The sequence below is a fragment of the Streptomyces sp. S07_1.15 genome (assembly GCF_020739505.1).
In the GTDB taxonomy this organism is placed as follows: Bacteria; Actinomycetota; Actinomycetes; order Streptomycetales; family Streptomycetaceae; genus Streptomyces; species Streptomyces xinghaiensis.
In genome coordinates this window covers 126,851-149,877 of sequence record NZ_JAJBZK010000002.1, presented here as the reverse complement: position 1 = coordinate 149,877, position 23,027 = coordinate 126,851, and the positions used below count along the sequence as shown (strand labels likewise).

General features: G+C 72.2%; 18 protein-coding genes. 11 read left to right on the top strand and 7 right to left on the bottom strand.

Annotated features, from left to right (window positions below; genetic code table 11):
- Positions 1 to 266: 266 nt before the first annotated feature.
- From LIX60_RS31295 to LIX60_RS31280, 4 genes are all read right to left on the bottom strand, one after another.
- On the bottom strand, positions 267 to 671 hold the full coding sequence (locus tag LIX60_RS31295) for a DUF6009 family protein (protein WP_227963113.1): 405 nt from the start codon (positions 669 to 671) through the stop codon (positions 267 to 269).
- Positions 668 to 2,158: a phage/plasmid primase, P4 family gene (locus tag LIX60_RS31290; protein ID WP_227963129.1), complete on the bottom strand. Its 1,491-nt coding sequence runs from the start codon at positions 2,156 to 2,158 to the stop codon at positions 668 to 670. Before LIX60_RS31290 ends, LIX60_RS31295 begins: the two co-directional genes overlap by 4 nt.
- Before the next feature lie 32 nt (positions 2,159 to 2,190).
- Entirely contained in the window at positions 2,191 to 3,192 is a 1,002-nt protein-coding gene (locus tag LIX60_RS31285) for a bifunctional DNA primase/polymerase (protein ID WP_374118009.1), read from the bottom strand.
- A 156-nt stretch (positions 3,193 to 3,348) separates the two neighbouring features.
- Positions 3,349 to 3,606 carry a hypothetical protein gene (locus LIX60_RS31280; protein WP_227963112.1) on the bottom strand — a complete coding sequence of 86 codons (258 nt, stop codon included), beginning with the start codon at positions 3,604 to 3,606 and terminating at the stop codon, positions 3,349 to 3,351.
- Between the two features lie 341 nt (positions 3,607 to 3,947).
- Between LIX60_RS31280 and LIX60_RS31275 the strand changes: the two genes are divergently transcribed.
- Complete coding sequence (locus tag LIX60_RS31275) at positions 3,948 to 4,697, top strand: pentapeptide repeat-containing protein (RefSeq protein ID WP_227963111.1); 750 nt, start codon at positions 3,948 to 3,950, stop codon at positions 4,695 to 4,697.
- 281 nt (positions 4,698 to 4,978) lie between these two features.
- Here the strand turns inward: LIX60_RS31275 and LIX60_RS31270 are convergent, their stop codons facing one another.
- Positions 4,979 to 5,572 carry a hypothetical protein gene (locus LIX60_RS31270; RefSeq protein ID WP_039824569.1) on the bottom strand — a complete coding sequence of 198 codons (594 nt, stop codon included), beginning with the start codon at positions 5,570 to 5,572 and terminating at the stop codon, positions 4,979 to 4,981.
- A gap of 356 nt (positions 5,573 to 5,928) precedes the next feature.
- On the opposite strand from LIX60_RS31270, the gene LIX60_RS31265 reads away from it, so the two are divergent.
- The 10 genes from LIX60_RS31265 (at position 5,929) to LIX60_RS31220 (ending at position 18,433) form a co-directional block, all read left to right on the top strand.
- Positions 5,929 to 6,762, top strand: a complete 834-nt coding sequence (locus tag LIX60_RS31265; RefSeq protein WP_227963110.1) for a conjugal transfer protein — start codon at positions 5,929 to 5,931, stop codon at positions 6,760 to 6,762.
- Positions 6,759 to 7,064 carry a hypothetical protein gene (locus LIX60_RS31260; RefSeq protein WP_227963109.1) on the top strand — a complete coding sequence of 102 codons (306 nt, stop codon included), beginning with the start codon at positions 6,759 to 6,761 and terminating at the stop codon, positions 7,062 to 7,064. Before LIX60_RS31265 ends, LIX60_RS31260 begins: the two co-directional genes overlap by 4 nt.
- The gene (locus LIX60_RS31255) at positions 7,061 to 7,627 is read left to right on the top strand and encodes a hypothetical protein (RefSeq protein WP_227963108.1); all 567 of its coding nucleotides are present in this window, start codon (positions 7,061 to 7,063) and stop codon (positions 7,625 to 7,627) included. The genes LIX60_RS31260 and LIX60_RS31255 overlap by 4 nt, the downstream gene beginning before the upstream one ends.
- Before the next feature lie 3 nt (positions 7,628 to 7,630).
- Positions 7,631 to 10,270: an ATP-binding protein gene (locus LIX60_RS31250; protein WP_227963107.1), complete on the top strand. Its 2,640-nt coding sequence runs from the start codon at positions 7,631 to 7,633 to the stop codon at positions 10,268 to 10,270.
- Positions 10,270 to 10,644 (top strand): hypothetical protein, encoded by a 375-nt coding sequence (locus LIX60_RS31245; RefSeq protein WP_227963106.1) that lies wholly within the window; start codon positions 10,270 to 10,272, stop codon positions 10,642 to 10,644. The genes LIX60_RS31250 and LIX60_RS31245 overlap by 1 nt, the downstream gene beginning before the upstream one ends.
- A complete protein-coding gene (locus tag LIX60_RS31240) occupies positions 10,641 to 13,175 on the top strand; it encodes a hypothetical protein (protein WP_227963105.1) in 2,535 nt (844 codons plus the stop codon). Before LIX60_RS31245 ends, LIX60_RS31240 begins: the two co-directional genes overlap by 4 nt.
- Positions 13,176 to 13,270: 95 nt before the next feature.
- A complete protein-coding gene (locus LIX60_RS31235; RefSeq protein ID WP_227963127.1) occupies positions 13,271 to 14,323 on the top strand; it encodes an NlpC/P60 family protein in 1,053 nt (350 codons plus the stop codon).
- On the top strand, positions 14,320 to 14,931 hold the full coding sequence (locus tag LIX60_RS31230; RefSeq protein ID WP_227963104.1) for a hypothetical protein: 612 nt from the start codon (positions 14,320 to 14,322) through the stop codon (positions 14,929 to 14,931). The genes LIX60_RS31235 and LIX60_RS31230 overlap by 4 nt, the downstream gene beginning before the upstream one ends.
- Complete coding sequence (locus tag LIX60_RS31225; protein ID WP_227963103.1) at positions 14,913 to 17,534, top strand: ATP/GTP-binding protein; 2,622 nt, start codon at positions 14,913 to 14,915, stop codon at positions 17,532 to 17,534. Before LIX60_RS31230 ends, LIX60_RS31225 begins: the two co-directional genes overlap by 19 nt.
- A complete protein-coding gene (locus tag LIX60_RS31220) occupies positions 17,531 to 18,433 on the top strand; it encodes a replication-relaxation family protein (RefSeq protein WP_227963102.1) in 903 nt (300 codons plus the stop codon). The genes LIX60_RS31225 and LIX60_RS31220 overlap by 4 nt, the downstream gene beginning before the upstream one ends.
- A 561-nt stretch (positions 18,434 to 18,994) precedes the next feature.
- Here LIX60_RS31220 and LIX60_RS31215 read toward each other — a convergent pair.
- Together LIX60_RS31215 and LIX60_RS31210 are read right to left on the bottom strand one after the other, a co-directional pair.
- The gene (locus tag LIX60_RS31215; RefSeq protein WP_308102169.1) at positions 18,995 to 20,884 is read right to left on the bottom strand and encodes a pentapeptide repeat-containing protein; all 1,890 of its coding nucleotides are present in this window, start codon (positions 20,882 to 20,884) and stop codon (positions 18,995 to 18,997) included.
- A gap of 205 nt (positions 20,885 to 21,089) precedes the next feature.
- A complete protein-coding gene (locus LIX60_RS31210) occupies positions 21,090 to 22,445 on the bottom strand; it encodes a helix-turn-helix domain-containing protein (RefSeq protein WP_227963100.1) in 1,356 nt (451 codons plus the stop codon).
- Positions 22,446 to 23,027: the final 582 nt, after the last annotated feature.

Sequence of the window (23,027 nt, the reverse complement as noted above, 5' to 3'; positions counted from 1 at the left end):
CTTCGGTCGCTATCGGTTTCTGTCGCTGTCCTGACCTGCGATTTTCTGCCTCCGGGAAGGTCAGCGACTGATTAGCTCGGTCGCTGCTGTATCGGTCGCTGGCGGCTGTTGGGGCAGTCAGAAGGGCCTGAAGAACCATGATGGCTGGGTGCTAGGGGAGCGCTTTGTCCACCCGGGTGCCGCTTTCAGTCGCTAGCGGCCCTGCCGCAGACGCCTCCAGGAGCTGTCTGCCGCCGCCGGGTCACCGCCCCGCAGCGGCGGAACCGTCAGCCTTTGGGAAGCGTTATGCCCAGCTCTCTCATCGCATCGGACGGCGGGCCGCCCTCGGAGCGCTGGGTCTTGTAGCCCTTGACGCCAGGGGCGACGGTCCGGGGATCGATAGCTTCGGAGGGGGCCCCGGAGGCGTAGAGGCCGTCGGGCTGGCCGTCGCGGTCGTGGGGAAGCAGCCAGAAGACGCGGCGCAGGAAGGTGCCCGAGGCGCGGGAGGAGCGGGCCTCGGGGCCGAGGAGTGCGTAACCAACCATGCGGCCATCGCGGTGGTAGGCGGGCCTTCCGCGGCGGGTGGGGAGCCGCTCCAGGCTCTGGCGGACGTAGTCGAGGGTGCTAATGTCCTCCAGCCACACCAGCTCGTTCTCGTGGGCGAGCTGCTCGGGTTCGATGAGGGCGCTCATGAGGTCTCTCCCACTTCGGCGTTGAGGCCGATGCCCGGGTAGTACTTTCGCTGGTTGGACAAGATCATCTCTTTGGGGGTGGCGATACCGACAGTGTCCCGGACACGGGCGGCGAAGGCGCGGGAGGAGACCGGGTTGGCCCCTTCGAGCTGGCACCAGTCCCGGTAGGCCGTGTAGAGGCTGGTCTGCTCGGCCCGGTGGGCGGGGTCGAGGGTGCAGCACTCGGTGAGGAAGCGGCCGGTGTGGTCCTCGGTTTCGGCGTAGGCGGTGGTGGCGACGCGGACGCGCTGCGGGCCGGTGAGGTCGCGGTCGCCGTTGAGGTAGCGGCGGGCTCCGGTGATGAGCCAGTGCAGGATGCCGGGGCCTTCCTCGGTGACGAGGACGTCGGCGAGGTTGTCGACCTTGCGGTCGTCGGCCACGACTCGCTCGAACGGGATGAGCTGGATCCGGCGCCAGAAGGCGTAGCCACCGGTGCCGACCTCGGGGCGGTGGTTGCCGAGCAGCCAGAGTTTGTGGGTGGGGTTGAAGCTGAAGAAGTCCTGGCGCATGCGGCGGGCCTTGATGCGGTCGCCGCCGGTGAGCAGCTTGACGCGGGCCTCGTCGAAGCGGTCGCCGGGCTTGAGTTCGGAGCAGACGATGATGCGCCGGCCGTGCAGTTCCGCGAGGTCGGTGGGGTGGCCCTCGAAAGGGCGGGCCATGAGGAAGCCGGGCGGAGCTGCGTCGGCGTAGTCGCCCAGGAGTTTGACCATGACGTCGAGCAGGACGCTCTTGCCGTTCTTCCCGTGCCCGTAGAGGAACGGCATGATCTGCGCACCGACGTCCCCGGTGATGGAGTACCCCAGCAGCTGGTGCAGGAAGTCGATCATCTGCCGGCCCTCGGTGTCCGCGCCGAAGGTGTCGGTGAGGAACCGCTGCCAGCGCGGCGTGGGCATGTCCTTGGGCGCGACCGTGGTGGCCCGGGAGTGGCAGTGCTTCTCCGGGTCGGGTGACTGGAGCAGGCCGGTGTTCAGGTCGACTACGCCGTCGGGTGTGCACAGCGCGTACGGGTCGGCGTCCAGCAGCGACGCGTTGAGCACCATGCCGGGTGCGGCCTTGGCCTGCATCAGCATGGCCTTCATGCCGGAGGTCGACAGGGCGCGGCGGCGGTGCCGACGGAGGGAGGAGGCGGGGTGTCGGCCGGTGGGGTCGGTCTCGGCGAGGGTCTCGGCCATCTCGCCGGCCGCCCAGAGGACCTTGTCGTCCTCGTCGATCTCCCAGCGGTGGCCGCTCCAGCGGTACCAGCCCAGTCCTGGCACATGCCGGAAGTCGCGCCCGTACAGCTGCACGAAGAGTTTGGCGTTGCCGCGGTCGCTGAGGCTGTCGGGGAGCAGCCCGTGTTCCGTCACCGTTGCGGTCTGCGCGGTGGGACGGGCGCCCTGGGGCGGCACTGTCGGCTGGTTCGCCGCGGTGGGCGCGGGGCCTTGGAGGATTTGCCGGGCCACCTCCATCGGGTCGAACAGCCCGTCTCCCGGAGTGTCGTTCACGTACGTTCTCCCACCACGAGCGGACGTCGCATACCGGCGGCCATCCCGCTCCGGACGATGAGTGCGGCCCGGCGTTCCTGCCCGGGCCGCGCGTGTTCGGCCGCTGCCAGCAGCGCGGCCTCCGCCGACCGGGCCTCCACATGGCCAGCGGCCACCAGCCCTCCGGCGGTGTACGCGGCACGGTTGAGCTTGTCGGTGAACCCGGCGCCTTCCGCGACGGCGGCGCAGTCGGCCACCGCGGCGAGCACCGTGGCTAGCGTCCGGCCCGCCACGGCGCGGCCACTGCCGGCACCGATGACCGCTTCCCGTCCCCGGTCGGGAACGGCAGGCCGGGCGGGGTGGGGAACGGCGGCCGGGAGGTGGCCCGTTCTGGCGAGTTCGGTTGCCAGCCACTGCGGCAGCGACGCGGGGCGGCGGCAGGGCCCGACGGGGGTGTAGGGGCCCGCGTCGGTGACCGTGCCCGGAGCGACGATGTAGCCGCCCTCGCCCCGAACGTCCACCTGCCAGGCCAGCGCCCGCTGCCCGCTCGAACCGGTGGAACAGCGCCAGGGCTGGCCGGGGGCCGCCTCGTACCAGACGTGCATGCCGCCCGACGGTGTGCGCACCCGCAGGGTGTTGGTGTCCTCGGCGGGATCGGCCTGCCCGCGCAGTGCGGCCAGCAGTGCCAGGCTGTGGAAGCCGTGGCGCAGGCCCCGCAGATCGACCTCGTCGTGAATGGCGATCCCCGGCAGCAGGCGCCCGCGGTCGGGCAGCGGCGCCTGGTGCGCGTCGATGTCGATGACCACCAGCCGGGCGGGCCCGCACGCCACGCCGACACCGAAGAGCGGCTGCCGGCTCCACCAGGCGCGGATCCGTTCCGGGTCGGTGGTCGCGGCGTGGAAACCGTGGCACCACCGGCCCCGCCGGAGGCAGGCGCAACCGCGCGGGCTGTGCCGAGTGTCCCTGCAGGTACGGCAGTTGGCGGCCGGTGTCTTGCGTTTCGGGGCCAGGGGGTGCACGGGCCAACCCCGCGCCGCGCACCACAAGGCGGTCTCCACCGGGCTGCCATCAGGTAGCGACTGGGCGGGAGGCGCTGAGTCGCTGGAGGAGATCCGCAGGTCAGACACTATGGAAACTCCTCTCAGCGACCGAAGCGACTCAAGCTTGGGAAATGTTCAGCACAGGCTAGCGGAGAGTGCCGCACCAGTCCCGTAGGACGTCTCCGACACAGTGGAGGAGGGGGCCTGCGGACCGGGTGTGATGGAGGTGTCGACCAAGTCGAACGTCGCCTGTTCGGCACGGGCCTGGCGCACATCTGGGCTGATGGCGACTACACCGGCCACCTCACCAACTGGACCGACCAGTACCTCGGAGTCATCCTGGGCATTGTCCGCCGCAGCGACGACGATGCCCGCATCGACGGCATCCGCCACCCCTGCGACATCTCGGCCAACAATGGACCAAGGCTCCCGCGACAACTGCGATCTCATGTCCGACCGGCAGAAAACGCACATGAGGTTCGAAAGAGAACGACCTCTCAGGCCGGCCAACCTCTCCCCTTCACCAACGCGCTGCTACAGCTTCGCAACTTTGGGCGCATCGGTCGCCTGTCGCCCGTATCAACGTTTTCATGGCCGCCACACCGCCCCGCCGCTCCGGCCGCGCCGCTCGTCTGCAACGGGTCACCCGTCGCCGCACCCGCACCGCGCCCCGTCGCGTTGCCGCTCCGATCGGGTCCCGCCCACCAGGCCGACGCCGCCGCACCCCCGCGCCCGTGTCTCCCGCCGCCCGGCAGGCAGTTGTTGCCGCGTCGGCGGACCGGTGGACGCGCATCCAGCAGGCCGCGGGCACCCTGGCCGCCCTGGGCACCCTCGCCGTGATCGTCTTCACCTGGCTGTCGATCCAGCAGGTCGACAACGAGCACGCCCTCACCCGCGAGGGGCAGGTCACAGACCGCTACAACGCCGCCGTCGGCAACATCGGCGAGGACTCCCTGGAGGTACGCCTGGGCGGCATCTACGCCCTGCAGCGCATCATGGAGGACTCCCCCCGCGACCAGCCCTCCATCATCAACGTCCTGTCCACCTACATCCGCAACCACGCCAAGAAACCGAAACCAGGCACGAACACCCCCGAGAACCCGACCAGCGACATCCAAGCGGCCCTCACCGCACTCGGCAGCCGAAACCCCTCCCATGACAGCACCGCCCACATAGACCTGGATGGCGCGGATCTGGACGACACGGACGTGAACGGCACGGACCTTCACGGCCCGGACCTGGGCGGCGTGAGCCTGCGCGGCGCGGATCTGGACGGCGCGGACCTGGATGACGCGGATCTGGATAACGCGGATCTGGATAACGCGGCCCTGCGCTTCGCGGACCTGCGCTTCGCGGACCTCCATGGCGCGCACCTGCGCGGCGCGCACCTGAGCTTCGCGAACGTGCGTGTTGCGGACCTGCGCGGCGTGAACCTGGACGGCGTGAACCTGCGCGGCGTGATCTTGGACGAAGCGAGGGGGTAGCGCCCCACTCCGCTTGGGACAGCGACTCGTCATCAGCGCACTGGGCTGCGAGTTGCCACTGTGACGACGACTGCAGCGGCCACGGCTGACCACCACCAAAAAGGTCTCTGGCAGGCCCGTCGTTCAGACAGGCGTACATCGTTCCCTTGAAAGGGAAATCCGCAGGTGGCGTTCGGTACGACCATGCCTTGGCTGCGGCCCTGCGGGCATCGGCACGCCGTTGGGCAAAGGGACGCTGCCCGGACACATGCTGCGATGCGCGCGGTGAGTCCTGGTGGCGGTCAGCAGCGCACGCCGACGATGCCCCAGCCGCGGCGCTCCGCCTCGGTGACGACCTCTCCCCAGTCGTGGAGGAAGTCGGCGAACACCTCGAAGGTGGTGATCCATCCGCTGGGCTGCGCGGCGTGCTGGGTGAAGGGTTCGCGCAGCCCGCTCAGGTGGGGTGCGGCCTTCCGCCACCAGCCGGCGAGATGCGGAAGGTAGTCGGGCGGGCACCACAGGAGCAGGTCCGCGTCCCAGACGTAGGGCCGGTCCGGGAGGCCGGAGGCGGACCTGGTCGTGTCCTCCAGGCCGTGCCAGAACAGGGTGTCAGTGAAGGGATCCAGGAGTTCACGCACCGCGGGATCAACGAATGCGCGCATGTCTTCCCAGCGCTCGCCGGCCCAGAAGTGGGCTTTGTACGAGCCGAATGCGTGGCGGAAGGCGTACCTGCCGTACCAGTCCTCACCCGGCTGCGCGGGCCAGGTCCAGCCGTGCGCGAAGAGGTCGTCGTCCTCTCCGAACGCGGCGTCGGTCAGCAGGTCGTCCCGGTCGCTGGGTGCCGCGGCTTCCACCCGCGCCCAGTCCACGATCAGTACCTCTATGCCCAACCCCATCGCGCCAGCGTAGAACGATCCAACGCGCCCGGAGGCTGTCGTGCTTCCTCAGCTCGCCGGTCGCTTCAGAGCGGATCCGCGTAGTCATAGTCAGCCCAGTGGCCTGTGGTCAGGTGCGACCACGGACGTGACCGGGAGGGCCGGCCCAGCGATGGTGACGTGGTTGTGATCGTGGTCAGGGGCGATGGCCAGCGGGCCGGTTACCGGCGCCAGATCTGCTGAGGGGGTCGATTCCTTCTAACGATCCGGGAGTTCCTGCCATGCCTCCACGTGCTCTGCGAAGCTGGGTGGCGCCACCGGCGCCACCCAGCCCACATCCGGCCTCGGCTGAGCGACTGGCTCGCGCGAGCCGACGGGTGGCGGTTGGCCGGTGCGCGGTGTGGACGGCCCTCGCGGCCGGACCGGCCGCTCTGGCGCTGACCCTGACGCTGCCCCAGACACCGGCCCAGCGCGCCGCGCACCACCGCCCCGCTCCCCCAGCCACCGCGGCGGCCGCCGATCCGTCGGGCTGGGCAGAGGTGTTCCTCGCCGCCTGGCTCCGCGCGGACGACCGCGACCAGGACAGTCCGTCCGCGGTGGTGGTGCGCTCGATAGCCCCGGAGGTGGAGCTGCCGCGCCCGGGCGGCAGTGACGCCACCGCCGGTGCCGGGCTGGATCGGGTGGCGGCCGTGCACAGCCGACGGCTGGGCGACGGCGAGTGGTCGGTGACGTTGGCGGCGCAGTACGCCAACGCATCGGTGCGCTACTTCTCCGTGCCCGTCCTCGCCTCCGGACAGGGTCAGTTCACCGTCTCCGGCGGGCCCGCCCGCGTCGCGGCCCCCGGCCCGCTGCCGGTGCCCAAGCCCGTCGAGAGCCATCCGGTGGAGCTTGGCCGACCGCTGGCCGAGAGCCTTGAGGAGTTCTTCGCGGCCTACCTGGCCGACGCGGGGACGGTGGACCGGTACCTCGCGCCGAGGGTTCGTCTGGCCGCAGCCGGGGGTTACAAGCGGGTGGAGCTGCGGCAGGTGGCCGCCGACCGGGAGGCCTCGAAGCACGTTCCCGACGACGGTGTGCGCGCCCGGGTGCGGGTGCGTCTGGAGGCTGAGGACGCCGCGGGGGTGTGGCCGCTGGAGTACCGGCTGCGGATGAGTGCGCGCGGTGGCCGCTGGGAGGTCGCCGCGCTGCAGCCGGCGGCTGGAGGTGCCCGATGACGCCGATGCTGGTCCTGGCCGGGGACCTGGACCGGCTCGGCGATTCCCTGATCGGGACGGTCGGCGACTGGGCGGACAGCGGCCTGCAGGCGGCGTTGCTGGTGATCGTGGTGATCACGGTGATCCGGCGGGTGTCGCTGAAGGCGGGGATCGGTGCGCTGCTGGGCATGGTGATCGCCCTTGGGCTGTACAACTCCCGTGACTCGCTCGCGAAGATCTTCGAAGACGAGATCAACGACCCGGCTCAGTCGGCTCCGGCCTTCTCCCGTCCCTCTTCCAGCGGTGAAGGCAGTGTGTCGTGAGCGGTACGTCCCGGGCCCGGGTGGGCCGGGTCTACACCTCCGCCCGGCGGCATCCGTGGGTGCTGGGCAAGCTCGGCGACTTCACCCTTCCCCTCGGCCCGTATACGCCGGCGCAGATCACCGTCGCATTCACCGGCGCGATCGTGCTGGTCAAGAGCTTCGCGTGGTGGTCGTGGCTGGGGCCGGTCCCGGTCATTGCCCTGGGGATGGCGGTGTGGGCGGTGCGCGGGGCCCGGATCGGTGGCCGCGCGCCGATCGCGGCCGCTCTGGGCTGGCTCGGGTTGTGCCTGCAGCCCGCTGCTGGGCGGATCGGAGGACGCGCCGCCCGGGACCGTGCGCCGCGGCTGCTGGTCGGCGGCTTCACCCTCGGTGACCCTGCCCCGGCTCCCGCAGTGGCCCGCGTTTCGGGCGGGCCGGTGCAGGCGGCCGGAGCCGCGCAGGGCGGGCCCGGCCGGCGACGACGCGGGCCGTCGCGGGCCCGTCGTGCCATGGCTGCGGCGCCCGCTGTGCCCCGGTCCGCTCTGCAGCGGCTTCTGGATACCCCCGATGCGAAGAGGAGCTAAGTGATGCGCCTGCATATCCGCCATATCGCGGGCCAGTTGGTGTGGACGACGTCGGGCAGTGTGTGGGCGCTGTGGCGGGTGACGCCGCGCGGCGGCCGCTACCTGCCTGCTGCCGAGCAGGATGAGGTTCTGGGCCACATCACCGCGCTGGTGCGGGCCCTGGCAGGGACTGCGCCCCGGCTGTTCGGGCTGTGCGCTCAGCTCGACGCAGGCGAGGTCGCCACACAGATGATCGACGGGACTGATCTGGAGACGGCGCCGGCGTGGTCCGAGCACGTCGAGGCCGGACTCGATCTGCTGGAGCGGCAGGAGATGCACCGGCGCACGGTGTGGCTGGCCGTGCCGTTGTCCGCCCTGGGGCGGCGGGCTGCCCTGTCCGCGACGTTCGGCTCGCTGTGGGCGGAGACCGCCTCGGCACTGGGCCTGCGCACCGCCCCGGTCAGCCGGGCGGAGGTCACCGCCTACCAGCGGCAGGCCGACCGGCTGGCGGCCGCCGTGGGCACCGGTGTTGAGCTGCGGCCGGCGCGCCCGGCGGAGATCGCCTGGATGGTGCAGCACGCGGTCCACCGCGGGCAGCGGGAGGAACCGCTGCTGGCCGTCGCGGAGACCAGCGACCTGTTCGCCGGCCGTCTGCGGGGCGGGCAGTTGCGCTCTCCGTCGTACGCCGACCTCGGCCTGGTCCGCCTCGTTGAAGGCGGCCAGGACGCGACTGGCGCGGAAGGCGCGTTGGCCGGTGAGGAGGACAGCGGTGTCCGCGGCGGTCGTGGCCGGTGGTGGCGCGGCGGTGCGTCGCCGCTGGGTCGGCGGTGGCTGCAGGTGGAGAACGAGACGGGGATTGGCTACCAGGCGCATCTGGCGCTGGCCGAGTTGCCGGTGGCCGTCGCCGCGGGCGCGGCGGATCTCTTCGCCCAGCTGGAGGGTCTGGAGTTTCCCGTCGATTACACCGTCGATCTGCAGGTGGTCCCGGCGGAGCGGGCCAAGGAGGCGGTGCGGCGGAAGAAGAAGGAGCTGGTGGACCAGGCCGACCAGTACGGCGCGCAGCCCGCGGGGATGCCGTCCTCGCTCACGGAGGCGGCCGGTGATCTGGGAGAGATGGACGCCCGGCTCTCGCGCTCCGGCGTGGAGGTGGAGGTGCAGGCCGTGACCGTGCTGACGGTGTGGGGGCCCACCGCCGCGGTGTGCGATGCGCGGGCCCGGGCTCTGGCCGGGCTGCTGGCGGGCGGGGACTACCGGGCGGTGCGCCCGGCCGGCTTGCAGGAGGCCTTGTTCACGCTCGGGCTTCCCGGTGCGGCCCGCCCGGCGCCGGCGCGCGAGTTCACGCAGTATCAGCTCAGCGAGGACTGGGCGATGTGCCAGCCGTTCGCCGACACCAGCCTGGGGGATGAGGCCGGGGCACTGGTGGGGATCGACCTGGACTGCGGCACCGTACGGCCGGTCCTGCTGAACCCGGCTGATGCGCCGCGCAAGCACGCCTCGGCCTCGGTTGGGGTGGTCGGGGACCTCGGGGCGGGAAAGAGCGTGCTGCTGAAGCTGCTGACCTCTTCGGTGGTGGACCGGGGCGGGCGGGCCATCGTCATCGACCGCACGCCGATCCGGGAGTACGCCGCCTTCGCCCACACGGCCGCCAGCGACCGCTGCCAGGTCATCGACGCGGCTGCGGCCCAGCTGTCGATCGACCCGCTGCGGGTCTTTCCGGACAAGACCGGCGCGCACTACGCCCTGTCCTACCTGACGCTGCAGCTGGGGATCGGGCCAATGTCGGCCTCGGGTGCGGTGCTGCACCGTGCGGTGGAAGAGGCCGCCGCCGATCCGGAGCCGTCCATGGCCAAGGTGCTCAGTGCGCTTGCGGCGACCGCGTTCTCGGGGACACCCGCGCGGAAGGACGCCGCTTCCACCCTGGCTGATCTGCTGCAGATCGTGTCGGACAACCCGCTGGCCGCGATGGTCTTCGATCCCGATCTGCCGCCGGTCAGCCTGGACGCCGATTTGGGCTCGGATCTCGTGGTCATCACCACGACTGGTCTGACGCTCCCGCCGCGGGAGGCCTTCGCCTCCCCCGAGGTGCTGTGGCAGCAGCCGTTGGAGGCGTTGATCGGCCGGGCCGTGCTGTATCTGATCGCGGCGATCGCCCGGCAGGCGGCGTTCGCGGACCCGGCGCGGTTCTGCTCCGTGGTGACTGACGAGTGCTACTGGCTCACCTCCTCCGCCGAGGGCACGGCCCTGGTCCACGAGATCCTCCACGACGGGCGCAAGCACGGCGCCGGCCTGGCCGCCGGTGCCCACGACGTGGACGAGCTCGGCCCCGACCGCGGTCTGATCGCGTACAAGCTGCTGGCGCGCACCACCGACCGGGCGCGGGCGATGAAGGGGCTTCAGTACCTCGGGCTGGACGCTGACGACGAGGAGCTGCTGCGGCTGGTGACCACCAGTCTCTCCCCGGTCGGATCGCCCGGCCGTGAGGGGGAGATGCTACTGCGCGACCCGCGGATGCGGGCAGGGCGGATCAAGGTGATCATTCCCGAGGTGGCCCGCATCCGGCACCGGATCACCACCACCCCGGGCGGTGCCGCCGCAGACGGGCGCGCCGAGGGCTCGGCGCCCGGCGAGGAGGGCGCTGATGCCGCTGCGGGGGGTGAGCGGTGATGAGGGGGAAGTCCACCTGGCCCCGGCGGCGGCACTCCTCCTTGCTCCTGGCCCCGGCCGTGTTCCTGTTCCTGATCGTGCTGCTGCTCGTGCTGGGGATCGCCGGGCCCTCGCTGATGGAGATGCTGCTGCCGGACATCGGTGCCGTGTTCGATCCTCGGCCGGCCGGTATCGGCCCGGCCGGGCCGCCCGTGGAGGCGAGGGCCGTTGCGCGGGACCTGGACGGGTGTGAGCTGATCGCTGGTCCAGCGCGCGACTTCTGCGGCGCGGAGCGCGGCGCGGGCCCTGACATCGACGCCGCGGAGGCGGTCGTGCTGCTGCCGGCGGTCGCCGGTGTCGGTGCGCTGTGGGTGGCTGCGGGGCGGCGGCGGTGATCAGGGGAGTCGGCGGCAGCGCGCTGCGCCCAGGGGCGTTCCTGGCTCTGCTGACGGTCGTGTTCTGGGCGGTCACCGCCCAGACTGCGGCGGCGGCCGACGGCGGCGAGGACGGGAGCGGGAGCGGTGGGTTGCTGGCGCCGCTGGATGTCAGCACCGTTGAAGGTGTGCCGCTGAGCGGCTACGAGCTCGGTGCGGACGGCGGCACGGCGCTCAGTTTCTCCACCCAGGTCCGGGCTTTTCTGCTGGGCGGGGCGTTCACGGTGGTGCGGCTGCTGGTGGGGCTGGCGTGCTGGCTGATCGACTTCACCTTCTCCTTCCCGCTCTTCCCGCTCCTGCTGGGGCCCGCTCAGACCGCCGCCGACTCCTACAACCAGCACGTCGTCGGCGCCCTGGGGCTGAAAGGCCTGATGTTGTCGTGGGCGTTCGTGTTCGGGCTGATCCTGCTCATGCGGGGGAAGGTCGGCCAGGGCCTGGGCGAGCTCGGCCTCACCCTGCTGATCAGCGCACTGGCGGCGAGCGCATTCGTCCGCCCGGACTATCTCCTGGGCCAGGACGGGCCGATCAGCCAGACCCACCGGGCCGCGCTGGAGGTCGCTCAGATCACCGTCGCCAGCCACGATTTCGCCGGCTCTGCTGCGGCGTGCTCCCCCGGCCGGAATGGCGATGGGTGCGCGGATACGGACCGCAGCAGTTCGACGGTGTCTAAGCCGGTGCAGGACGCCCTGACTAACGCCCTGGTCGTCAAGCCCTACCAGCTGCTGCAGTACGGGCAGACACTCAACTCCGAGGGCCAGGCGGACCGCGCGGCGTACGAGGCCCATCTGAAGTGGGTCAAGGGCCAGTACGCGCCCGAGCCTGCGACGGGGGCGGAAGACCGTTGTGAGGAGATGGTGTCCGGTCCGGCCGGGGACTTCTGCGGCAGCGGCGCGGACCCGCTCGACAACGGGCTGGGCGGGGGGTTCCGCAGCCCAGAGCAGCAGCAGTTCGACCGTTTCGTCACCGACCTGGAGAAGGCGGGGACGACGGGGAAGGCCGCGGCCGCGTACGCGGCGGACCCCACCTGGGACCGAGTGGGCGGGGCGGTCCTGCTGCTGATCGCCGTCGTCCTGGTCGCGGCGATCGTCGGGGCGATGGCTCTGGTACTGCTCGGCACTCAGGCCGCCGACTTGGTGGCGGCCGCCTGCAGCGGGCTGGCCTTCGTGTGGGCCATGCTCCCTGGGCCCAGCCGCCAGGTGCTGTGGCGCTGGGTGGGGATCTTCATGGTGTCGGTGCTGGTCATGTTCGCCACCGCCATGTTCCTGCCGCTGCTGGGCATCGCCGTGGACGCGATCCTCACCGATGGCCCCGACCTGATGGTGGAACGGCTCCTGCTGATCGACGCCCTCGCGGTGATGGGGCTGGCCTTCCACCGCCGACTGCTGGCCGGACTGTCCGCTTTCGGCAACCGCATGGCGGTCCGGATGCGGTACGCCAAGGTCGGCGGTACCCATCTGCCCGGCGACACCAGCGAACTGGGTGCCGCGCTGGCGCTGCACGGGGGCCGTGGTGCCCTGGGCGGCTACGCCTCGGACGGGCTGCTCGGTGGTGGGCTGACGCCCGGCCGTGGCCGTCCGGCCGTCCTCGGGCTGCGGCAGCGCCTGCTGGGCCGGATTGGGTCCCTGGCCGACACCGTCGGCGCCCCGGTCCCGGCCGACCGGATGCTGGGCGACGCCGCGGCTGAGGCCCGCCGCGGCCTGGCCCCCGCCGGGCTGGTCAAGGACGGCGTGCACGGTGCCCTGCTGGGCGCTCACGCCCTGCTCATCGGCCGGCATCCCGGGGACGAGAAGCTCGCCGCGTGGCGCCGGCCCACCGTTGAGGATGCGGAGGCCCGGCGCCTGCGGGAGGGCGGCGGTGCGGGCCCGGGCGGGGAAGGTCCCGCGCTGCGCGGCCTGGGAGGCAACGCCGGCCGCGATGACGGCAAGGTCGTCGACAAGACCTCGGGGGAAGTGCTGTACGACCCGGAGTCCGGGAGGGACCTGCTGTCCACCCGGCTGCACAACCGCCTGGTGCGCTTGCGCGGGTACCGCCTCGCCCACCGGAGCGGACGCCTGGCCTACGGTGCCACCTATGGCCTGCCGACCGCCGCCGCGGCGGGCCGCCGCTCGGCGAGCCGGCTCACCGAGGATGTACGCACGCAACTGCGGGTCACGCGCAACACGCTGCGCGAAGACGGGCGGCAGTGGCAGCCCGCGGCTGAAGCCGCTCGCCACCCGGTGCAGCGGGCGGCCGTGGCGGCCCGGGTGCACGGCCCCACCGCGGCGCGCGCGGTCCGGGACACTGCCGCCGGCGTCGTCCTGGGGGCCTCCCCCAGCGAGCCGTCCGGCTCCCCGGCCAGGTCCGGCCAGCCGCGGCCTGGCGCGTCCGCGACGGCCGAGGCGGAGGCGCAGCGGGAAGCACGACGCCGCGTCCTGGACGCCTTGATGCAGGCCCAGCGGGCCACCTGGGAACAGCAGCCGCGCTGGGGAGGCAGGGACGGTGAGGACCGGTGACCGCCCGGATCCGCCGCAGGCGTTGGGGCCGGTGGGGGTGTCTGGCCGCAGTGCTCGTGGTGCTGATCGGAATTGGAGCGGGTCTGGCCGCCACGATGTCAGCGGTGGCCGCTTTCCAGGCAGCCCGGCAGGACGGCAGCGGCCTGGACGGCACCGCCGCGGACATTCCCGCGCGGATGCTCACCGCCTACAAGAGGGCGGCCACGCTCATCGGGCGGGAGAGCCCCCGTTGCTCCGGGATGCGCTGGCCGGTGCTGGCCGGCATCGCGAAGATCGAGTCCAATCACGCGGCCGGGCGGTCCGTCAGCGCCGCGGGAGACGTCCGCCCGCGGATCCTGGGGCCCCGGCTGGACGGGTCCGGCGCGGGCGGCAACACCACGGCGTTCCCCGACAGCGACCGGGGCCGCTGGGACGGCGACGCGGCCTTCGAACGAGCCGTGGGGCCGTTCCAGTTCCTGCCCTCCACCTGGGCCGGGTCAGGGCGGGACGGGAACGGCGACGGGCGGCGCGACCCCCACAACGCTGATGACGCGGCCCTGGGCGCGGCGGTGTATCTGTGCGAGGGCGGGCGGGACTTGGGAAACCGGGGGGAGTTGGAAGCGGCCCTGTACGCCTACAACCGCTCCCGGAGCTACGTGGCCGACGTGCTGTCCTGGATCGACCAGTACACCCCGGCCCCGGCCGGAGCGTCCCCTGTCGGGTCGGCCGCGGGGAAGGTCCGGACCGTGCTGCGGGCCGCGCTCGCCCAGCGTGGCCTGCCCTACTCCTGGGGCGGCGGCACCGCCGACGGCCCGTCAACGGGCAGCTGCTGCTCGCCGTCCGGCCGGTCCGGAGAACGCATCCGGGGCTTCGACTGCTCGGGGCTGACCACCTACGCCTTCGCCCAGGTGGGCATCCCGCTGCCGCGCACTGCCGACGCTCAGGCCGGGGTGGGGCGGCGCATCCCCGCCGCCGCGGGGCTCGGCGCGCTGCGGCCGGGGGACCTGGTCTTCTTCGGCTACCTGCCGGGCAGCGACGCCTCGATCCACCACGTCGGGATCTACCTCGGAAACGGTCGCTTGATCAACGCCCCTCGTCCCGGGACGGTCGTACGGATAGACCCGGTCAATTCCATGCCCGGCTACGCGGGAGGAGCACGCCTGCTATGACCGGCCGATCGCTACCCGCCCCGTCCGGCCGGGCGCTCCTGATCCTGGCCGCCATCCTGGCGGTCACCGGTGGCCTGTTGCTGAGCCCGGGCCGGGAAGCCGCCGAACGACCGGGCCCGCCGGCGGCCTCGGCCACACCGGCAGTGCCAAAGCCGGAACCGTCGTCCGGTGAGACCGGCGGCTCCCTGGCGCCCTCCGCGCCCTCCCCCAGCGGTGCCCTGGCGCCGCCCGGTGAGGGCCCCGGCGGGGACCGGGCCGTCCAGCGGGCGCTGGACTCCCTCTCGAGACCGGACCTCCCTCCAGGAACGGAGCGGGAGCTGCGGCAGCTGGGCTGCGCAGTGCTGCTCGCCGATGTCACCGGCGAGGGACGGCAGCGCTGGCCCGGCTACTTCGACGGTCCGGTCGCCGGGCGGTACCGGCAGGTCCGCGTCCAAGCGGTCATCGCCCGCTCCGCCAGCGGTCCGGGCCGGGCCGTGGTCCACCTGGTGTGGGCCGGAACCGACCCGGGCGGCAACCACACGGCCGGCCGCCCGGCCACGATCCGCTTCACCTCTGCCGGCCGTACCGCACTTGAGGGAGGAGGGGCGTCATGGGAACCCGTACGGTGACAGCCCTGACCGCGGACAGGCCCGCTGCGGGGAGCCTGCCCTTCGACGCGTTCCTGGCGCTGCTGTCTGCGTTGGGGTGGCTCGCCGGCCACGTGACCGTGGTGGCGCTGGCCGGGCTCGTGGTGTGCGTGGCGGGGGCCGTGGTGCAGCGCCAGCTTGCCGACCGGGCCTCGGCGCAGCGGATGGCGGTGGAGCTGGTGCCCTCGCGCCACTTCGACCCCGGCAGTGAGGAGATCCTCCGCTACGGGGTGCAGCTCGCGCGGGCGGCCGGCGCGGGCCCGTGGTGGGTGCCCCGGCCGGCGAAGTCGGTGCGGATCCGGCTCGGGGCCGACGGCTTACGGCCCTTGACGTTTCAGGTGGAAGGGCCGGCCAGTGCGGCGAAGCTGCTGCAGACGACGCCGTATGCGAAGGCGGTGCGCTGCGAGCGGCCAAGGCCGCGCCGGAAGAAGCCCCCGAAGCACGTGGTGCGGGCGGAGTTCACCGTCCGCGGCCGCGCGTCGGCATTCCTGCGGGAGGTGCCGCTGGAACCGGACCCGCTGCAGCCGCTGGTCGACGCGGTCGCGGACTTGAACGCCGACTTGGGCGACACCGCGGAGGTCTGCATCGACGTGCAGCGGGCGCCCCGGTGGCGGCTGCGGGCGAGACGGTGGCAGGTGGTGGAAGAGGCGCGGCACAACGAGCGGCGCGCCGCCCGGCAGGCCGCCCGCTGGGTGCGGCAGGACTCACTCGATGTGGAGGACTCCTTCACCTACCAGTTGACGCAGGCGCTCTCCCCCGGCCGGTCACGGGGCGGAGGCCGGCTGATGTTCCCTCCGGCACCCCGCCGGATCGAGCGGGAGAAGGTGCTGGGCAAGCTCACCGACGAAGCACACCTGCTGCGGGTCCAGCTGCTGGTGCGCTGCACGTCCGACATCGAGGGGCGGGCCCAGTCCCGGCTGCGGCAGGTGGAAGCGTCGCTGGATGTGTTCAACGGCCCGGCCCGGCTGGTGATGAAGGGCTGGCGCGTGGGGCCCTGGCGGCTGGGAGCGGACCGGTGGCCGTGGCGCCAAGGGTTCGACCACCGATGGCGCACCGGGCAGATCCACGCACCCCGCACGAACTGGGTGCGGGTGGAGGAGCTGGCGGGGCTGCTGAAGCCGCCGACGGTGCACTGCCATCTGCCGGTGCTCGCCAGCGCGGTGCCCTCGTTCGCCCCCGGCCACCGCAACCTGGTTCTGCAGGGCTGGCATCGCAGCGCGGACCGGGCCCCGCGGCTGGTGGCCACCTACGAGCACGAGACGCTGTTCGAGACGGCGGTTGGCAAGTCGGGGTGGGGCAAGACGGAGCGGGCTCTGTGCCAGGCGGTCGGGCTGGCCCACGCCGGCCGCGGTCTGCTGTTCGTCGATCCGCACGGGGATTCCTGGCAGCGCGCCGAGCCGTTCCTGGCCCATGACGCGATCCGCGAGCGGGTCGTGCGCATCGACCTCGCGGCCGGCGGCCGGGCGGCACGGCTGGCGTCGTGGAACCTGCTGGGGGTGGACCGCGGGCAGCGCCCGCACGAGGTGGTGCCGGCCGTGGTCGACGGCTTCGCTTCCGTGCTGGGCTGGACCGATGTGACCGCCCCCCGGGCGATCACGATTTTCACCAAGGCCGTCCAAGCGCTGACCACCCTCAACGCCGCCGCCTGCGCCGAAGGAACGCCGCAGATGCAGGCCACGATCTTCCAGGTGCGGGCGCTGCTCTCGGACGAGGCGTTCCGGGCGCTGGCCCTGGACAAGCTCGAACGCCTCGACCCCGAGCAGGTGTCGTGGTGGCGCAGCACCTTCTCCGCGCTCCCTCCGGACGCTCTGCCGGTCGTGCTCAACCCGCTGGACCGGCTGGCCGCGCAGCCCGTGTCCCGCGCCTTCCTCGGCAGCCCGGTGGGCTCCTACGACCTGCGGTCGGCGATGGATGAGGAGAAGGTGGTGTGGATCTGCCCGGCCGGAAGCGGCCCCACTGACCGGCTGCTGGTCGCGCTCCTCATCCGGGATCTGCTGCGGGCCGGCCTGTCACGGCGCGAGGTCCCTGCGCAGGACCGCACCCCGTTCCGGGCCTACCTGGACGAGCTGATCACGCTGGACGGGGCGGCGTCGGCGTCCATCGCCGAAATGCTGGAGCAGCTGCGGAAGTTCAACATTCGGCTGCACGGCATGACGCAGCTCCTGCAACGGCTGTCCGATCCGGTGCGTGCCTCCCTGCTGCAGAACTCCTCCACCCTCACGGTCACCGCAGGCGCGATCGCGGCCATCCGGCAGATCACCGCGGAGTGGGGCGACCACGTCGACCCGGGTTTGGTGACCGAGCTGGACCGCTTCCGCCACTACGCGACGCTCACCGTGAAAGGCAGCCGGGTCGGGCCGCTCCAGCTGCGCGGGCCGGCCCTGGAGGACCTCGCCTCCGTGGGCCTGCGCCCGCAGCCCGCCCGGGTGGAGGCCCTGCGGCAGACCGCCGACGACAACGCCGGGGCCCGCCCCTTGGCGGATCTCGCCGAGGCCGCCCGCCGCCACACCGCCCACGTCCAGCAGTACCTCGCCGGCCCCGGACCTTCCTCCGGCGGCCGCCGTACAGAGAGGGTTCACCGATGACGACCGCGCCCTGCCACACGGCGCCCCCCGCCCAGGAGAGCGCGGCTCACCGCGTCCTGGCCGTCCTGGCCCAGCACCGTATGGCCACCAGCGCCCAGCTGAAAGAGATGCTGGGGATGAACCGCAGCGCCCTGTCGAGGCTGCTCAGCCGGCTGCACCGGCAGGACCTGATCGCCTTCATCACCCTGCCGCGCGCTGCCCGCGCCCGGGCCTGGTTCCTGCAGCCGGACGGTGTGCGGGCCACGCGGGACTGGCCCGAGTTGCGCGGCCGCCCGCCCTACCCGGTCACCAGCGCGACGGCTGCCTCCTTGCGGACCGCCCACACCCTCACCGCAGTCCGTACCCACCTGGCGTTCGCCCGCGACGCCCGGGAGCGGGGAGATGAGCACGGCCCGCTGGACTGGACCCCGGAGGTCTCCCACCAGCTGCCCGACGCCGAGCGGCTGATCAGCGACGCCCTGCTGCACTACACCCTGCACGAGGCCGGAGACCGGCGCGTCCAGCTGCGCGCCTTCGTCGAGGTCGACCGGGCGACCATGACCGCGGAACGGCTGGCGTCCAAGCTGATCGAGTACGCCCGCTTCCACACCTACACCCCCGTCCCGGTCGGACGGCGCTCGATGCAGCAGGCCCCCGCCACCGGGCCGGCCTGGCAGCGCTGGTACCCCGTCTTCCCCCGGGTGCTGTTCGTGCTGACCGGCGCCGGGCCCACCGCCCTGGCCAACCGCACCGCCAGCCTGCGGGCCATGGCCGCCGAGCACCCGCTAGTGGCCTCCATGGCCCGCCGGGTGCCGCTGGGCGCGGCGGTGCTGGAGGACCTGGAAGCCCACGGGCCGCGAGCCGCGGTGTGGCAGCCGCTGGACGGCCGAACCGCTCCCTGCTCCTGGACAGACCTGTAGACCCCAACACGAAAGGGAAACAGCCCATGTACCGGCCCACCACCACACCCTCCCGCCATGCGGCCACTGCGGAAGCCGACGGTGCCCCGAGAGACCACGGCCCGACATCGGGCCGCACCTGGCCTGCAGGCACCCGCACCCTTGATGACACTGGGCAGGCCCTCGTGCTCACCGGCCACTTCACCCCGCACGACCTCCAGGACCTGCGAGCCGCGTTCCCCGACCGACACGTCAGCCTCCATGGCGCCGGGACCGTGCTGATCGCAGCCCGCACCAGCAGCGGTGACGCACCCGCTCCCTGTATTCGGCCGTCACCCGGCGGCCGCTGGAGTGACCAGGCTGAACAAACCCAGCAGGTCTCGACCGGAACGGGGGCCAGCCTGAGTCATGGCGACGAATTCCTTAAACGGCACCACTGGCGCGCCCCGACGTCCGCTCAGCAACTTCAGAGAACCGACCAACGCGGCCGCCGGTGAGGAACTTGAGGATCGCCGCCAACGGGCGGGCCGGTCACACTCACATGCCACTGGCGCGGCTTGCTGCTGCGCGGACGGAGTACGGTCAGCGTTTGACGCGGCTGCGGATGGCCAGGACGGCCAGGCCGAGGAGGACGGGTTCGGCGAGGCGGGAGGCCATCTCGGTGTAGGTGCCGGCGGTGGTGAGGTCCTGGCCGGAGGAGCGGAAGACCACCGAGTTGATCACCACGCGCAGCGCCTTCTCGAACCGCTCGGTGGTGACCCGCTCCGGCCAGGGGCCGGTGGGGTTGACTGGGTCGGGGGTGTCGGTGGTCAGCATGACCTTCTGCCCGACGGCGACCTGGCGGCCGGTGGTGGTCGGCTTCGGGTCGTCCACCGGCAGGCCCCACAGCAGCAGCACGAGCAGGGTGACGGTCATGGCACCCAGCAGCCAGGCCAGGGCGCGGCCGGCGCGCAGCCCGTATCCGGACAGCATCCAGTAGGCGGTCAGCAGCGCCCGTTCGCCCCGGGAGCGGGTGGTGTCGTGGCGGCGCATCTCGCACTCGCCGTAGTAGAAGTCGGCGGCGTCCGGCTCGTTCTTGCCGTCCTCCAGCGACTTGCGCAGCTGCCGGTACAGCGCGGCCAGCGCGGCCGGCTTCAGCACGGGGGTGTCCCGGGGCGCGGGGGTCCAGCCCCAGGCCGCGGTGGGGCGCGGGCGCCGGGCACGCCAGTGGTGCTCCTCGGCCAGCGTGCTGCGCAAGCTCCACCACCTGGGGAACAGCCGGTGCCGCCGGACGCCGGTGGGGGTGGTGGCGAAGGTGCACCAGCCGTCCACGCGGAGCTGGTCGAGGTGAACCGCCCCGGCGAACCGGCAGGCGCCGAGGTCGATGTCGTGCAGCACCAGGTGCGCGGCGTCCACCCCGTCCACGGAGATCAGGCGCACACCGGAATCCCGGTGGGACAGAAGTGTCTCGTCACCCCTGGAAGTGAATGGTGTCGAGCGGGCGGTGACCGTCAGGGGGTACTCCAGGACTGCATCACTCAGGTCCAGCTCTGCGTAGCGCAGCCGCAGCGTGGCCGCCGAGGCCCACCGGGCACGGCCACAGGTCACCGCACGCGCGGCGGCTTCCACCGTCACCGGCTCCCCGAACACCGCACCGTCCAACATCACCGTGCCACCGCACACCAGCGGACCGAGCCGCCCCGCCGCCTCGAACCGGACCCCGCCGAACCTGGCATCGCCGGTAAAGGTCACCCCGCCGAACTGGGCCTCCCCAGTGAAGGCTGCTCCGTCGAACCAGGCGAGATCGCTGAAGGTCGCCCCGCCGAACTCGGTGACGCGGGTGAAGGTCGCCCTGCCGAAATGTGCCCCGCCGGTAAAGGTCGCCGTGCGGAACCAGGCGACGTTACTGAAGGTCGCCTTGTCGAACTGGGCCTCACCGGTGAAGGCCGCTCCGTCGAACCAGGCAACGTCGCTGAAGGTCGCCCCGCCGAACCAGGCGACGTCGCTGAAGGTCGTCCTGCCGAACCAGGCGACGCGGGCAAAGGTCGCCCTGCCGAACCGGGCGCCGCGGGTGAAGGCCGCTCTGTCGAACCGGGCCTCGCCGGCGAAGGTCGCCCTGCGGAACCAGGCGCCGTTACTGAAGGTCGCCCCAACGAACCGGGCGCCCTGGGCGAAGGTCGCCCCAACGAACCGGGCGCCGCGGGCGAAGGTCGCCCCCTCGAACCCGGCGCCGCGGGCGAAGGTCGCCCCCTCGAACCCGGCGACGTCACTGAAGGTCGCCCTGTCGAACTGGGCCTCACCGGTGAAGACCGACCCACCGAACCAGGCGGTGCCAAGGCGAGGACGTCCGGTAGCAGGGTCGTGCAGGGCATCGAGTAACCGGTTCAGCAGCTCCGTGGTGAAGGGGGTACCGCAGTGGTCGAGGTCAGCCCCAGGGACCAGGGCTGCCAAGTAGGCGGCGCGGTCGGCCTCTGCCAGGTGGGCCAGGCACACGGTGTGGCCGGGAACATGGCTGCCGCGGCAGCCTACCGGGTCTCCTGCGGTGGTGCCATGGCCACAGTACGGCCGGCTCGGCGGAGGCGCAGACGGTGGGGCAGGCGATGCAGATGTCATGCCCGGAGGACGACCGAGCGCGGCCGGGCAGTTGCCTGCGCTACGACCGGAGCGGAGCACCACCATGGGCAGCCTCGGTGTTCCCTTACGGGGAGATCCAACGGGCCTGCCCGTGGCGGGGCTCAGCCGGCCCGCCTACCGAGGTCGCCGCGTGCCACTGGGCCATGTGCTCCGCGACCTTGTACTCCAGCAGTTCTCCCCACAGGCCGGACGAAGCCAAGCGCTGACGGACGGTCTGCTCGCGGCGTGCGGCCGCTGTTTCGCGCGCCTGGGCGGCGGCCTGCTGTTCTTCGAGAACTCTCTGCTGCTGGCAAAGTGCCTCGGCTGCGCCTTCTGTGGCGCGCCGGGCTTGTTCCTCCTCCGTGCGCCGCTGTGTGCAGGCGCGGCAGGGAATGCCGGTGCCGATGAGGATGCCATCCTCGCAACTGGGATCGGGGCATTCCTGGATAGTGAGCAAGGCGGCGATGTAACCGACGGGGCGGCGGATGCGGTCCGGGCCGCGGTAGTCCGGGGCAGTGCGCTCCGGCCCATCTGTGCGGTACCAGCGCCGGTTGATCCGTGCGATCAGCTGCTCAGGGGTCCGCGGGGGGATCCGGTAGGTGCCGGGCTGGTCGGCGGGAACGCCGGTGAGCGCGTCGCAGATCGCACGGACGAGCGTCGGCGCGAGCGGAGAGCCGGGATGGGCGGGCTGTACCTGTGGCGGCAGTGCCTGGGCGACGGTCTCGAAGCCCGGCGGGCGGCGACGCGGGCGGGTGGACACGGTGCGCCGCCTGGCTCTCTTCTTCCCCGCACCCTCGGCCGCGCGGCTGGCGCCGCTGTGCGTTTCGGCAGCGCAGCCGCTTTCGGCCCGCAGGAGTGCCGGCAAACCACCCGCGGTCCTCCGGACGTCCGTACCGATTCCCTTAGTGGGTTCATGGTGATCGGTTAGGGAGGGGTTGTGGGCAATACCCTGCCTGGGTACTGCCGGTGTCCCCTGGGAGGGGTTGCCCGCAACCCCTCCCAGGGGACGTTGAGGGGAGGGGTCGTCGGCGCCCCCTGCCCCGTTCTCCGGATTCGGACGGGCCGGGCGCGGGATGAAGTCGCCCTCCCGGACGGCGGCATAGCGGTCGTCGGCCCGGCCGTAGTGGGCGATCTCCTCGAACGGCGTGCGGGTGCCGCCCCAGTGGTCCCACGGCCCGTGCAAGTAGTACCGGTTGGACGTCTTGGAGCCGTTGTCCCGGTAGCGCTGCCGGGCGGAGACGAAGCCGTCGCGGCGTAGATCGCGCAGGATGGTCTTCGCGCGCTCCTCGCTCACCAGAGCCTCCCCTGCGACCAGGGCCCGGGAGGGGAAGCAGGAGTAGGCCTGATCGCATCGGGTCGCCAGCGCGAGCAGCACCAGTTTGTGCGCTGGGGTGCGGAGCTTGAGCCGCATGACGTAGGCGGTCGCGTCGACGCCGCTCATTCCCGCTCTCCCGGTGACCGGTCATCAGCCAGTGGATGAGGTGGGTCCTGGGGACACGCGGTGGATCGGTCACGCGCTCCGGCCGGTGACCGATGGCCGGAGACCGAAGACCGGCCGACGGTGTACCGAGACGTGAAGAGTGGGGAAGCATGGGGCTGCATGGTTCGAGCACACAGGCTGTCCCTAACCAGTCATCTGGCCGAGATCGGTGACCGGTGATCACAGTCCGGTTGCATCCGGCGCAGGGGGACTGGGTGGTCGGCGGCACTGTTCGTAGCCGCGGACATCCCTGTCCGGCCGTGCTCTCCTGAGATGGCCGGGGACTGGCGGCAGGGCTGTGGCCTGCATGGTCAGGCTGACCACACCGCTGACCATCAGGATGACCACGGCGGCCGTGTGCCCTCTGCACCCGGGGCGCGAGGGCCGCCCCCGGCTGTGCGGTGCCACCGGGCGCGGGACCGCTCCGGCAGCAGCGGAGGCCGCCGCAGCGGGCGGCGGCATGGGGACCGATCGGAGCTGAACGGTCAGTGACCGGTGACCGGATCGAGGGAATCGGTCACGGGCCCCGGTGTGGGGCACCGA